10 protein-coding genes are annotated in these 13,941 nt (G+C 49.4%); 4 read left to right on the forward strand and 6 right to left on the reverse strand.

The features are described from left to right. Positions 1-76: 76 nt before the first annotated feature. The 5 genes from ACN0YH_RS13875 to ACN0YH_RS13895 all read right to left on the reverse strand — a co-directional run bounded on the left by ACN0YH_RS13875 (position 77) and on the right by ACN0YH_RS13895 (position 7,307). Complete coding sequence (locus ACN0YH_RS13875; protein WP_417380165.1) at positions 77-1,657, reverse strand: sulfatase; 1,581 nt, start codon at positions 1,655-1,657, stop codon at positions 77-79. A 258-nt stretch (positions 1,658-1,915) separates the two neighbouring features. Beyond that, positions 1,916-2,182 carry a hypothetical protein gene (locus ACN0YH_RS13880; RefSeq protein ID WP_417380166.1) on the reverse strand — a complete coding sequence of 89 codons (267 nt, stop codon included), beginning with the start codon at positions 2,180-2,182 and terminating at the stop codon, positions 1,916-1,918. 203 nt (positions 2,183-2,385) lie between these two features. After that, entirely contained in the window at positions 2,386-4,590 is a 2,205-nt protein-coding gene (locus tag ACN0YH_RS13885; protein WP_417380167.1) for a M56 family metallopeptidase, read from the reverse strand. Positions 4,591-4,668: 78 nt separating this feature from the next. Further along, positions 4,669-6,933, reverse strand: coding sequence for a M56 family metallopeptidase (locus ACN0YH_RS13890; protein WP_417380168.1), 2,265 nt, complete (start codon positions 6,931-6,933; stop codon positions 4,669-4,671). Between the two features lie 2 nt (positions 6,934-6,935). Beyond that, a complete protein-coding gene (locus ACN0YH_RS13895; RefSeq protein WP_417380169.1) occupies positions 6,936-7,307 on the reverse strand; it encodes a BlaI/MecI/CopY family transcriptional regulator in 372 nt (123 codons plus the stop codon). 743 nt (positions 7,308-8,050) lie between these two features. Here ACN0YH_RS13895 and ACN0YH_RS13900 point away from each other — a divergent pair. Beyond that, positions 8,051-9,772 carry a SulP family inorganic anion transporter gene (locus ACN0YH_RS13900; RefSeq protein WP_417380170.1) on the forward strand — a complete coding sequence of 574 codons (1,722 nt, stop codon included), beginning with the start codon at positions 8,051-8,053 and terminating at the stop codon, positions 9,770-9,772. Between the two features lie 36 nt (positions 9,773-9,808). On the opposite strand, the gene ACN0YH_RS13905 is transcribed toward ACN0YH_RS13900, so the two are convergent. Further along, positions 9,809-10,273 (reverse strand): YaiI/YqxD family protein, encoded by a 465-nt coding sequence (locus ACN0YH_RS13905; RefSeq protein WP_417380171.1) that lies wholly within the window; start codon positions 10,271-10,273, stop codon positions 9,809-9,811. Positions 10,274-10,670: 397 nt separating this feature from the next. Between ACN0YH_RS13905 and ACN0YH_RS13910 the strand changes: the two genes are divergently transcribed. From ACN0YH_RS13910 to ACN0YH_RS13920, 3 genes are all read left to right on the forward strand, one after another. Further along, entirely contained in the window at positions 10,671-11,090 is a 420-nt protein-coding gene (locus ACN0YH_RS13910) for a hypothetical protein (RefSeq protein WP_417380172.1), read from the forward strand. 418 nt (positions 11,091-11,508) lie between these two features. Further along, complete coding sequence (locus tag ACN0YH_RS13915; protein WP_417380173.1) at positions 11,509-12,489, forward strand: DUF1559 domain-containing protein; 981 nt, start codon at positions 11,509-11,511, stop codon at positions 12,487-12,489. Positions 12,490-12,948: 459 nt separating this feature from the next. Then, complete coding sequence (locus ACN0YH_RS13920) at positions 12,949-13,920, forward strand: DUF1559 domain-containing protein (protein ID WP_417380174.1); 972 nt, start codon at positions 12,949-12,951, stop codon at positions 13,918-13,920. The last annotated feature ends 21 nt before the right edge of the window (positions 13,921-13,941 follow it).

Here is a 13,941-nt window from a genome sequence, read left to right on the forward strand (position 1 = left end):
CACGGTCCGGCTTGTCCGGCCGTGAAAAGGGCTACACTCACCCAATAGAGTATACTTCGCAGACTTGGATTCACTGTCATTCGGGGCGAAACTGTTTCTGCCATTTTAATGGTTTGACGCTGACGTCGGTATCGTCTTTGTAGGATTTGCGGAGTTCAGTGAGCTGAGTTTTCAGATCAGCGATCGTGTCTTTGTAATCGAGATTGCCGTACTGGTTGGTCATCTCTTTGGGGTCTTGCTGCAGATCATAGAATTCCCATTCGTCGAATTCGTAGAAGCGGATCAGCTTATAGCGATCGGTACGGATGCCTAAATGCTTGGCGACTTTGTGGACGCTGGGGAAATCGAAATAGTGGTAGTAGAGGGAGTCGCGCCACTGGGGATTTTCTCCTTTGAGCAGGGGAACCAGCGAACGGCCCTGCATGTCGTGGGGGATGTCGGCACCGGCGATGTCGAGGAAGGTTTCCGCGTAGTCGAGGTTCTGGACCAGATCGGTGTTGACGATTCCCGGTTTTGTCACGCCGGGCCATTTGACGATTAAAGGCATCTTGAAGGATTCTTCGTACATCCAGCGTTTGTCGTACCAGCCATGATCGCCGAGGTAGAAGCCCTGATCGGAGGAGTAGACAACGATCGTGTTTTTATCGAGGCCGGTTTCCTTGAGGTAAGCGAGCATGCGGCCGATGTTTTCGTCGACGCCTTTGATACAACGGAGGTAGTTTTTCATGTAGCGCTGATATTTCCAGCGGACAAGGTCTTTGCCTGTGAGATTCGCTTTACGCAGGGCTTCGTTTTTGGGATCGAAGGCGGCATTCCAGACTCTGAGCTGTTCGGGCGTCATAAACTGGAGGTTGCGGAAGCCGGACTTGTCGAGCGACTTGCCGGCTTTGGGATCCCAGCCTTCTAGTTTGGGGCCGAAATTGTCGTAGACCAGGTTCATGTAGTTTTCGATCGACATCTCTGCGTGACGGGCGGGGCTGGCGTTGTCTTTCCAGTCGTCGAAGAGGGTGGTTGGTTCGGGAATGGTGATATCATCATAGAGATGCAGGTGACGGAGTGCGGGCATCCAGGTGCGGTGGGGAGCCTTGTGCTGGCACATGAGCATGAAGGGTTCGCCGGAGTTGGCGTTCTGTTTGAGCCAGTCGAGAGCCATGTCTGTCACGAGGTCGGTGCAGTAGCCTTCGATGCGTTCGCGCCCCTGGGCGGTTTTGAATTCAGGATTGTAGTAGTAGCCCTGCCCCGGAAGGATCTTCCAGAAGTCGAAGCCCTGGGGATCGGAGGTGAGGTGCCACTTACCGATCATGGCAGTTTGGTAGCCGGCTTTCTGCAGGAGTTTGGGGAAGGTCTGCTGGTCGCCGTTAAAGCGGTTACCGTTCCTCATGAAGCCGTTAATGTGGCTGTGTTTGCCGGTGAGGATGACGGCACGACTGGGGCCACAGATAGAGTTCGTGCAGAAGCTGTTTTTGAAGAGCATGCCTTCAGAGGCGATTTTGTCGATGTTGGGAGTGGGGTTGATCTGTTCGAGCATTCCCTTATAAGCACCGATAGCGTGAGGCGCATGATCGTCGGTGAAGAGAAAAAGAATGTTAGGTCGATCAGCAGCATGAGCCAGCGAAGAGAGAGCAAGACAACAGAGCAACACGAGCGCACGAATCATGAAAGCACCTATGAGTTAGATCGGTATCAGAATTACGAAGGCAGGTGATTTCAGGATACCGACTGGCAGGGTCAGATGCCAGTCGGCATGCGGCGAGAAAATGGGAAGGGATTTATTCGGGAGGTTAATAAATACATCAGTCGGCAGGTTCTTCATCCTTCTTATATTCAATGCCATGCTGACGAGGTGAATGAGAATAAAGTGAGTGAAAGGCAGAATGCATTTGCATCGTTTCAGGGTGATGGTAATACGCTTTACTCAGGATGTTACGGTCTCCACAGTTTCGGGTTCGGACTGAGGAGCCGAGTTCCCTGTTAGCAGTTTGAGAGCTTTGATCAGACGATCTTCGCTATTGGCATCAGCGGTGAAAAGCACAAACAATGCCAGTGAAATGGAATCCAATTCTTTGTTGAAAATAAGCTGCCCCAGCATAATCAGGCCGAATAGACCCATGGTGCAGTATTTTCGAATCAGATCTTTCTTCAAGGTCTTGAGAAACAGGTTTAAGGTTGGTTTCTGTGACATGATCTGATTCTCCTGCTCTAATAGAAGTTTTATTACAAACCAGGGACGTTTTATTGTGTCCTTTGCATTTTAAACTTTGAGGGTATGGTTTGCAGGGGGATCCATGGAATGATTGGAGAATCCTAAAAGAAAAACAGCCGGGGATGGGCAGCTGTTTCCAGCTAAGTGTGGGTTTAATAGAGACAGAGACGCTGTCAGAATACTTAATTCGCAGCTGTTTCCGGCAGAATTTCTGCCTCGAATAAGACATAGTGGTAAAATTTTGATTTCTGTGTGGGAGGAAGTGCGATCAACAGAGACTGTCCACTTTTCATTTCTACCCTGGCTTGACAACGTCTGGTTGTCACATCAGGAGTTTTGATAGAAACGGATTTACCGGCGACCTGTGTTTTAAAGGTTTCGACATTGGTGATTTCGCTTAATTCGATGATCGTTTGAATGTGCAGCATGTTTTGACTGGCCGTTATTGTTGGATTCAGCGAGATTCTGACGCCTTCCTCAAAGATTCTTTCCTTGAGTCTGGGTTCCGGCGATTCCCTTTCCAGCACTTTCACCACATAAAGACGTCCAATCAGTGGATGATAAACCAGAGTTTGCAGAACATTCTGACCATTAAACAGCGTCAATTGCTGATGATCCGCAATCCTCTGATTTGGTTGAGTTCGAACCTTTAATATCAACTCCTGTTTCTGTACCGGAGTCAATACCGCTAAACGAGGCGAGGAATTCCGTATTTTTCCCGGTCGAGCATCGTCAGACAGATTCAATTTCTTTTTCAGAGCGTGAGGAACAGTGTCCTGTGAATCGCCAACAAAAACTGATGGATCTACCACATCGTCGAGTGTCGTCAATTCGGTTCTGGTAAATTTTATCCGTCCCAAGCCGCTTTGGGCCCAGACGTCAAAGAGGTTTTGAAGGGCTGCCTGATAATCTTCCGAAGCGTATATGACTAATTGGTTTCCTTCATGATATTTTGCAACCGGACGTTCATGAATTGAAAGAGAAGAACCTTCTCCCGGGGCCTTCGATATTTCCTGCAGCATAATAAGCTGGAATTGTGCCAGCAGGAGCATGTCCTGTCGGGCCTGCTCTTCAGTACGTTGAGAGAGTTCCCTGATTTTGTTAAGCGGTCTGGTAAGATCAAATACCTGGAGAATCAACGGGCCAGACGGCGAGGGATGGGAATTATAATCAACGTCGAGTTGAGATAACCAGTTTTCATCGAACGCCTTTTCTACTGGCGGATAATCGGCATCGGTCAATCCACTGGCAGCGATGAGGATGATTACTGTCAGCACGATTGCTTTTTGTAAGAGGTGAGTCTCCACAGTTGCAGTGCGGAGAGCTTTCAGCCGGTTGGCGAGCGAGCGCTTTCGTAACGGGTTTTTCAGAAACCCGAGCATCGAAACCGGCAGGGAGACCCGCCAGCGAGACCCCGTATTCGGTCGCTGGGCCAGGGTCAGCAGGAGTTCGCTGTATTCACGAGAGCAGTCAGTTTGGCTCTGGCTTTTATGCTGTTGTTTCATCCAACGGAGGACCATGGCATCGCGTGACTGTTCGCGAAGACTGCAATAACGAGTGGCAGCCAGCCAGTAGGTGGGATTCCACCAGTGTAAGAGGCGCACGCCAAACAGAATCCAGTTGACCCACAGATCCCGACGGATAAGATGCGCTAACTCGTGCAGCATGATCAGGCGAAGTTGGTTCTCTTCAAGGCCGGCGACATCAGCGGGCAGTAATAATCGGGGACGAATCAGGCCAATGACTGCCGGCTGTGATATTTCATCAAACACGACTATAGGAACAGTTCCCCGACAGGAAACAGTTTGACAACACGAAGACCAGAGCTGCAAGACTCGTTCGTCTGTCGAAGCAGTGACCATGTTGAGTTTTCGAGTAAAACGCCAATGACTGATTAGTGTGTGCACGAGCAGGCAGACAGCGCCGGCCAGCCAGATCAACGGCAGGAATAAAAGTATGGTATTTAAGATGCGTGTGAACATCGGGAACAAAGTCGTTTCGGAGCTGCTTTCAGAATCAGAGGTAGGATTGAAGTTTGGCGTTTTCAACCCAGTCGCACTCAGCCGCGCAGTAGTGGAAGATTCGTGAATGACAGGACGCCAGGGTTCCACTGGGCTTTCAGCCGTTGGGATTTTCTGATCGATCGCCTGGATCAGATTTTGCAGACTGACAGAACTTTCCGGTCCGAAAGGCATGGCCAGTCGAATCAGCACCAGGCCCCAGAGCAATGCCATCTGTCCGGCGGCCAGCCATTTACGAGCCAGCAGATTGATCGCTATCACAAACAGAGCCAGAAAAGAAGCCGTGACAGTTGATGCAAACAACGACATGAGGGCCGTTTCCGCAACGCTGTTCAGAGAATGTAAGACCTGCTCAATTCCGTGCATGATCAACGTTCCTTCTCATCCAGAATACGGGGAGATTTCTGATTTCTTCTACAGATTATCCGAACTCATTCCTTCCGATTAATTACCCGACAGACTGAGCTGACTTGAATCCACCTGAGGAGTGTCTTTAATAATATGCACTTTGAGCATCACATATTGAAAGAGTTTCTGCCGAAATGTGGGAGGAATACAAATGAGTAAAGATTGCTGGTCTTTCAGATGTGAAGCTACGGAGATACTTCTGCGATGGACGCGGGGAATTTGAATGGTCGCTTCTCTTCCTGCCACCTCGGTTGTATAGAAATTAACGTCAACAATCTGGCTCAGTTCGATCAGCCCTTTGAGATTGACCTCGGAACCTTCGTCTGAGATGACTGGTCTGAGTGTGAGGTTTCTGCCTTCATCAATAGTTTTAATTTTGGGTTGCAGTTTCGCATTTTCAGTTTTCTGGAGTCCAATGATAAACGGACGCTGGACGATATCAGAAACTGTGGCACGTTGCCCGTTAAACACCGCCATTTTTGGTGCATACAGAATATTACTGCGCACGTCCCTCTGTGCCATTCGAATAAATTGGGTTTCCTGGGCTTTCGTCAACACAGCGACACGCACAGGAAAATATTCTTCGACAATCGCACTAGATCGGACCATCGGTTCGCTTGAATCGGACAGACTTTCAAATTGTGTGCGTGATGCGGGAGCAACATCGGCTTCCAGTACATTCCATGTGATATTAGACTTGGCAACAAGATCAGCAGACAATTCAATGAACCGGGCTTCCAGGGAGATCTGTCCCAGGCCACTCTGTTCCCAGGCACGGAGCTGCTGCCCCAATTCTTCGTGAAGAAAATTCGATGCATGGACGACCAGACGGTTTTGCTCATCGAATTTTGCGTGTGCCTGTTCCGCTGACTTACCAATCGGCCAATAGTTATGGTTTTTTATTTTCAGGAGAAAATCGATGTGTCCCAGGAGGTATTGCCGTGCCTGTTCTTGAGAAATCGAGCGTTCCTCTGAAATTTTCTCGATTACTTTTTCAACTTGAATTTTTTGCGTGTAGTGCGGCTCGAAACTTGTATTGTTTGCAGGCTCTGCCAAAGGCAGTTCCGCAGTCCAGTTCGGCCGGTGTTCATGTTGCACCTGCATTTGTGGTCGGTCGGTTGAATCTTTCACGTCAGCCAATCCGGTTGCAGTGCAGATCGCAATGAAAATGAGGACGGCTGTTGTGTGCAGAGGATGGACTTTCACCGTCGCGCTACGGAGAGCTTTCAGTCGGTTGGCGAGCGAGCGTTTTCGTAACGGGTTTTTCAGAAACCCGAGCATCGAAACCGGCAGGGAGACCCGCCAGCGAGACTCCGCATTCGGTCGTTGCGCCAGGGTCAGCAGTAGTTCGCTGTATTCACGGGCAGAATCGTTCTGAGTGTTATTGCGGTCTTGCTGTTCCTGCCAGCAGAGGACCATGGCATCGCGGGACTGTTCGCGGAGGCTGCCGAAACGAGTGGCTGCCAGCCAGTAGAGGGGATTCCACCAGTGTAGCAATTTCAAACCAAACAAACACCAGTTGACCCACAGGTCCCGCCGCTTAAGATGCGCTAACTCATGGAGCATGATGAGCTGAAGCTGACTGTCGCTCAACTCTGTGAGATCGGTGGGGAGCAGCAGTTTCGGTCGCAGGGCTCCCATGACAGAGGGTTGGGAAATGTCGTCGCAGACAATCACCGGAACACAACAATGGAAACGAACCTGCTCACGACAGGTGTTCCAGAGTTGTAACAGTCGTTGATCTGTGGATTCGACAAGTCGATTGATTTTTCGAGAAAATCGCCAATGAGTGACCAGCATACGAATCAGAATAAAGACAGCACCCGCAAACCAGAGTGGTGGCAGGATGCGCAAGAACCATTCCAGGAAGGCTATGAGATATTCCTGAAGCGTTTCGGTGAAACTGACTTCAGGGGCTTTCGGTTCGAGGAACTGGATTTGATTCATGGGGGGCACATAAGCCGCAGTCGTCAAGTTGGTGTCAGTGACAGGCCAGGGTTCAGGAGTATAAATATCTCGGGGCGGCTCAGCAGGAGTAGACTCCTCCATGAATTCAACAAACAGATTCGTCAGGCTATACGAACTTTCGGGAGCAAAACCGTAGGGTATGGCGAGTCGGATGAGAACCAATGCCCAGAGTAGTCCCATCTGCCCCGCCGTCAGCCATTGACGGGCGAAGAGGTTCACGAGCAAAACAAGGGCCGCCAGCAGGCCTGCGGTGATCGTGGGGATGATCAACAGTTCCAGGATTTTATCCGTAATTTCAACATAGAGATCTGAAGCCAACAGGAATCCATTCATGATCAACGTTCCTTGTCATCGAGAATGCGGCGGAGCTCTGCGATTTCCTCTGCAGAGAGTTTTGTATGTTGCATGAAATGTGCGAGCAGTGGTGCCGGTTCACTGGAAAAAACCCGGTCCAGAAAGGCGCGGCTGGCTTGCTTGATACAGGCCGAGCGTTTGACGCGGGAGCGGTAGACGTAACGGTTGCCCTGCTCTTCAAAGGTGAGCACGTCTTTTTTAACGAGGCGATGCAGCATGGTTTTAATCGTCTGGGGAGCCCATTCGGCCTGGTCGGAAAGACGAGACACAATCTCCTGGGCGGCGAGCGGCTGACCGTCCCAGATAATATTCATGACCTGCCATTCGGCATCAGAAATGGAAACCTGGTTCATAGCAAATTCTCCTCCGTGAATGTTTACAAACGTAAATAACTACATTTGTAAACAGTGTCAAGAGGAGTGTGTACATTCAGCGTCAACAGGACGCATATTCGAGTATGCTGTTTGGATTTTCCTGTGTGGAGTGCTGTTAGAATTTTAAAACCTGATGACCCCTTCTCCCTTGAAATCAGGTGAATTACCTGTGTCAGATAACACTGTTAACCGTGAATAACAGATGAAACTGTCATAAAATCGGCGTTTCCTGCAGGTTCCCGCTTGTGACAGATGGCAGAATGCATTAAAAGAGGTCGTGGATTTGTAAAGAACTGAGGGATAGTACGCCTTCAATTCAAAATGTTGATCCCCTCAACATCCCACCTGAGTATCCTGCAACGCGCTCCCTGAGATGGTCCTGCGTATCGTCGAAAGGTTCTGTTTGAATCTGAACAGTAAATAGTGTCTTATCAGACCTAAAATGGCACGTTGGCCGAAATGGTCCGCACGCTTGTTGGCGTGCTCGCCTGACATTGACCACCTGCGAATACAGGATTGATGGACCAATAGTTTGTGTTGCTGAATCTTGAGTTTTTTGGATTTGCGAGACAGCAAGTCTGAGATTCAAGTCTGCTTTTGCACTCGAGCGGTCAGTTTCCAGTGCGCCCCGTTTCCGTGTTGGCACGGAGAGTCTGCTGGCGAAGGGTTCGCCTTCCAGGCTGACTGTGCAGACCAACCTTGAGCATGTTATTGGAGTTTTGATGTTAGCGTTTTTTTCGAAGCATACCGCTTCCGTCAAGGATGATGTTTTGTCGGGTTTAACCGTCGCTCTGGCGCTGGTGCCAGAAGCGGTTGCCTTTGCGTTTGTCGCAGGAGTCCCCCCGACCGTTGGTCTGTATTCCGCATTCTTTATTGGCTTTGTCAGTGCACTGGCGGGTGGCCGCCCCGGTATGATTTCCGGAGCTACCGGCGCGATGGCTGTCGTCATCGTTTCCCTGGTCGCCATGCATGGCATTCAATATCTGTTTCCCGCCGTCATATTGTGTGGCCTGTTACAGGTCACCGTGGGTGTATTGCGGCTGGGAAAACTGATTCGCCTGGTCCCTCACTCGGTGATGCTCGGGTTTGTGAATGGACTGGCCATCGTGATTGGTTTGGCACAGATTGGAAGTTTTAAAACGCTGGGCATCGATGGCAGCATGACATTTCTGCCGAGTCTTCCCATGACAATCATGATCGGCCTGGTGGCACTAACGATGACTGTCATTGTGCTGCTACCCAAACTGACCAAAGCGGTTCCGAGTTCGCTGGCCGCGATTATCATGGTGTCTGTAATCGCCGTCGGCATTAATAAATTCGCCCCCGAGAGCTGGGTTCCCACCGGGCAGAACAACGTCGTCCAGACTGTAGACGACCTGATGATGAATAATCTGAAAGCGAAAGCCGTTTCGGAAGCAGAGCAGGAAGCCCTTGCGACTTCTGAAACAGAGGCGACCGAACAGCCTGCTGACGCAGCGGTTTTAAATGAAACACAGATTGCGACAGCAGTCGCTTCCGTGCAGCCCACCAAAGAGCCTTTACCAATGTTATTCTTCATGGACTCGCGTTATGTACTGGCGCCGTTTTCCTGGGAAACGTTGATGATCATCTTTCCGTTCTCGCTGATTCTGGCAGGGGTCGGTTTGATTGAATCACTGATGACGCTGACTTTGATTGATGAAATCACCGAGACCCGCGGAAGCGGAAACCGGGAATGTATTGGTCAGGGCGCGGCAAATATTGTCTGTGGCCTGTTTGGCGGCATGGGTGGCTGTGCAATGATTGGCCAGTCGCTGATCAACGTGAATTCCGGCGGACGCGGGCGTCTTTCAGGCGTCGTCGGAGCCGTGGGATTACTGGTTCTGGTTGTACTGCTGAAACCCGTCATCTCCATGGTGCCTATGGCGGCGCTGGTGGGTGTGATGTTTATGGTGGTGATCGGGACCTTCGAATGGAGCACGCTGCACACCTGGAACAAGGTTCCTAAGAGTGATGTACTGGTAATGGTCCTGGTTGCCGGCTATACGGTGCTGTTCCACAATCTGGCTGTCGCGGTTCTACTGGGAATCATCGTGCAGGCATTGATCTTCGCCTGGCATCATGCGACGCATATGATGGCTGACATTCACTTCGAAGACGATGATAAAAAAGTGTATCAGCTGCATGGCCCGCTGTTCTTTGCCTCGGTCAGCAGTTTCCGTGAACTGTTGGATCCGGCAAATGATCCGCCGATTGTTGCCATCGATTTTTACTTTTCGCGCGTTTACGATCAGTCGGCGATTGAAGCGATCAACAAGATTGCAGAACGCTATCGCCAGGAAGGCAAATGCCTGCATCTGCGTAATCTGAACGCCGACTGCAAACGGATGATCGAACGTGCCGGCGATCTGGCGGAAGTTGATATTTCAGAAGATCAGCACTACCACATCACAAAGATGCTCTAAATCGCATTCAACCCAAGACAACCAACGCCCGGTCGATCATTCTACCGGGCGTTGTTTTTTGGCAGCCGTCAACCAGCGATCCAGCTGATTGGCAAACGCCTGACGATCTTTGGCGTTGAAATTGGCAGGACCCCCTGTGATTTGCCCTTCCCCCCGCAGGTCGTCCATCAGATCACGAACCGCGAGCCGTTGGCCAACATTTTCGGCAGTGTAAAGTGCACCGCGCGGATTCAGGGCCTGTCCGCCTTTCTCCACCACTTGCGCTGCCAGCGGGATATCCGCGGTCACCACAAGATCTCCCTCTTCAGTCAGCTCAACGATGCGCTGATCGGCAACATTCAATCCTGCAGGAACCAGTAGACTGTCGATGAACTCGGAACGCGGGGTGCGCATCGGCTGATTGGCCACCAGCGTGACTTTAATCTGCGTTCGCTTTGCCGCGCGAAACAGCAGTTCTTTAATTTCTGCCGGACAGGCATCTGCATCCACCCAGACCTGCATCTGTTAACTCCCTCTTTTCTAGAGCTCATCACTATTAACGATAACGTCTCTCAGTCTAATATACTCGGACCAAACAGTTCTGGAGACACTATAGTAAAACTGGACACAGTCTAAGTAATTCGTTGAGTTCGATTTTCAAAGAGATCATAAATTCAATTGATCGACAGTCGCTACCGGCGTTGCCATTTCGAGCAAAACTTTAGTATATGAACGTTGTATAGCCCTGATATTTATTGAGGCTGTTTTTGCAGTATTCTATGCTGGTGTCCGCGAGAACAGACTCTGTCAAGTTTGACATTAAGACAAACACATGAGTATGATTTGATGATTCCGTTCTTAATTATAGCAATCTGTTTCTTCGGATTGCAGTTGATCTTATAGCGTATCAGGAGTCAAAATGAAGTTACTCAAGTCGTTCGAAATCGTGAGTCTGTCAATTTTCACTTTATTTATTGCTGCAGGTTGTGGTGGCGGCGGTGGCAGTGATCAACCCGATCTGGGTACCGTGACTGGCGTGGTCACAATGGATGGTCAACCACTGGCGAATGTAGTGGTTACTTTCAGTCCGGAAAATGGCCGCCCTTCCATCGCCCGTACTGATGAGTCCGGCAACTATGAACTGGGATATACGGCTGAGGCCAAAGGCGCAGTGATCGGCAAACATAGCGTCAGCATCGCCACACCGCAGGAAAATCCGACACCTCCGGGAGAGGTTTACAAGGATCCTGTTCCTTCCAAATACAATACCAAAACGACCCTGTCAGCAGATGTGAAAGCCGGAGCCAATAACTTTGATTTCCAGCTGGAATCCAAGTAACTAACTTAACATTATTTAGACCGAAGTGATGATGTGTATCATCTTCACATAAACATCACCTAATACAGTGTACAATCATTGTGCACATATGATACCAGTATTAAATCAATGAGTTATTTTCTTAGTGACGTCTCAAATCCCGAGCGTTTTCCCGTTATAATTCCTTGATGCTTCGGTCATAATAGATGTGTTCGGGCTCGCCATTGCGATTTTTAAACCCGATGTAATTAGTAGAGTCTTTTGCCCGCCGCTTTACACAGTTAATTGAAAGACGTGTTTATAGTATTGTCCCGCCACTTTTAAAATTAATACAACTTTAGTTTCAATGTTTCACGAGCTAGATTAGTTCGAATTTTAATTCGATCTTTTTCCACTTCTATTACCACTTCATTTTCTTATTCTGGAGGAAACGATACTAATGAGACAAGTTGAACGAAAAGGCACATCATTTTTTAAGTTCGGTTTTACACTGATCGAACTGCTGGTTGTGATCGCCATCATTGCCATCCTGATTGCACTGCTCCTGCCGGCAGTACAACAGGCACGTGAAGCAGCCCGTCGCAGCACATGTAAAAACAACATGAAGCAGATCGGACTGGCGTTACACAACTATCATGAAACGCATCGTATTTTTCCACCGGCTTACATTGATAATGTCCCTGCCACTAACAGTCCCGTGGATGCTTCGAGCAATCTGAATGCGCTGGGTTGGGGTACCATGCTTCTGCCCTTCATGGATCAAGCACCGTTATATAACCAGATTGGAACTCAAACAGGCAGTTTCGCCTATAACTGGATGGATTCCAATCATGATGGCAGCGGCAGCACCAGTGATGCGATTGACGCTGCAAAAACAATTCTTCCCGCATTTATCTGTCCGACCGACCCGATGGAAGGGATCAACAAGGACATGAGCAATTTTGGAAAGTCCAATTACCTGGCCAGTTCAGCAACCAGCGCCAATGCACGCAATGGTGTCATGTATGCCAACTCAACGACCAGAATGAAGACTATTACAGATGGTTCTACCAACACAATTTTCGTTGTGGAACGTACGACTGAAAATGATGGCAGTACTTCAACCAACTGTGGCGGTTCTCCCTGCTCCTGGAGTGGCGGTCTCTGGATCGGTCCTCGTCTGATTAGCAGCGCTGTCGCCTGGCACCCCGGAGTTTCCTCATTGGATGTCGGCAGCAGTGGTGGCGGAAGTACTACCTATAACATTAATGGTTCGTCTGCGACCTGGGGTAGTGCCTGGATTGCATCCAGCAGTCATGAGGGTGGAATCCATATCGTTCTCGGCGATGGCAGTGTTCGCTTCCTGTCAGAGAACATCAACCTGGGTACTTATCTGGCCCTGGTTACACCAAACAAAAAGGAAATCATTGGCGAGTTTTAATACTGCTCGATACCAACGAATCAGCTAAATAAAAACGAAGCCCGGTCGCCTCTTTTAGAAGTGATCGGGCTTTCTTAATTAACCACATCTTCCTTAGCTTTCTTAATAATCATCCACCTTTCCCGACCCGGGAAAGTGTCCACCCAGACCAGTCCAGTAGAAACGAAGTTTTCACATCGGATTATTCGTGTTCAACCAGATATACCAGTGTAATACCCACGAAGTTGATTTGTGAATGACTTTGTTCACTGGAAGTTCTGCCTCTGAATTCTCTAGAATTCAAATTGGATGCTTCAGGTAATTAGAGGAACATACTGGCCCGCCGATCATTCTTTTCAGTGATGCTGATTTCCCTGGGAGTCTCTTCCCATATTTCTGACTGCGAAGCAAATCCTGTCTTATCAGACACAATCTATTGATCACATTTTATCTTTATTTATTTCATAGAAGGTACAGATCATGAAACGTCTACCGTCCCGATTCCGCTCTATGTGGCAGCGTGGTTTCACGCTGATCGAACTGCTGGTGGTTATCGCCATCATTGCTATTTTAATTGCGCTGCTCCTGCCGGCAGTGCAACAGGCACGAGAAGCTGCCCGACGCAGCACTTGTAAAAACAATCTGAAGCAGATCGGTCTCGCCATGCATAACTATCATGAGACACACCGTGTATTCCCCCCTGGCTTTATTGACAACGAACTGGATTTCACTGGTTCAAAAACAGCAGACCCCAGTGCGAACAATAACGGTCTGGGCTGGGGTGGATTCATTCTGCCTTTCATGGATCAGGCGCCGCTCTACAATCAATTGTCTTCCCAGACCAACCAGTTCGGGGAGCATTGGAGTGTCAGCGCTTCCGATCTGGCAAAAACGGTTCTGCCAGCCTACATCTGTCCTTCAGACCCGATGGGCGGCGTAAATACCGACAAAAGCAGCTTTGGAAAATCGAACTACCTTGGCAGTCATGGTACGGCAGCAGCTACTACCAGCAACGGAATTCTGTATGGCAACTCCGCTACAAAAATTCGTGATATTACAGATGGTACCAGCAATACGGTCCTGGTTTCCGAGCGTACTACACAAAATGATGGTTCCAACTCCACAAACTGTGGCGGGACAGCCTGTAACTGGCAGGGTGGATTGTGGATCGGTCCCCGTTATACCTCATCCACTTCAACCTGGCATCCTGGTGTTCTGCATTATGACGTGACCAACTTCGGAGGTGGCAACTCCACTTATCTGATCAATGGCACTTCGGCAAGCTGGGGCGATGACTGGTGTGCATCCAGTTCACATGTCGGTGGAGTGCATATGCTGTTTACAGACGGACGCGTCCGTTTTGTCAGCGAAAACATGAGTAGTGGTGGTTCCAATACTACATACCACAAACTTGTCACCCGCAATGGCGGCGAAATAGTAGGTGAATTCTAGACTGTGTCCAGTTTTCCTGTA

Origin of the sequence: Gimesia sp., assembly GCF_048262075.1 — a bacterium.
Classification (GTDB): Bacteria; Planctomycetota; Planctomycetia; order Planctomycetales; family Planctomycetaceae; genus Gimesia.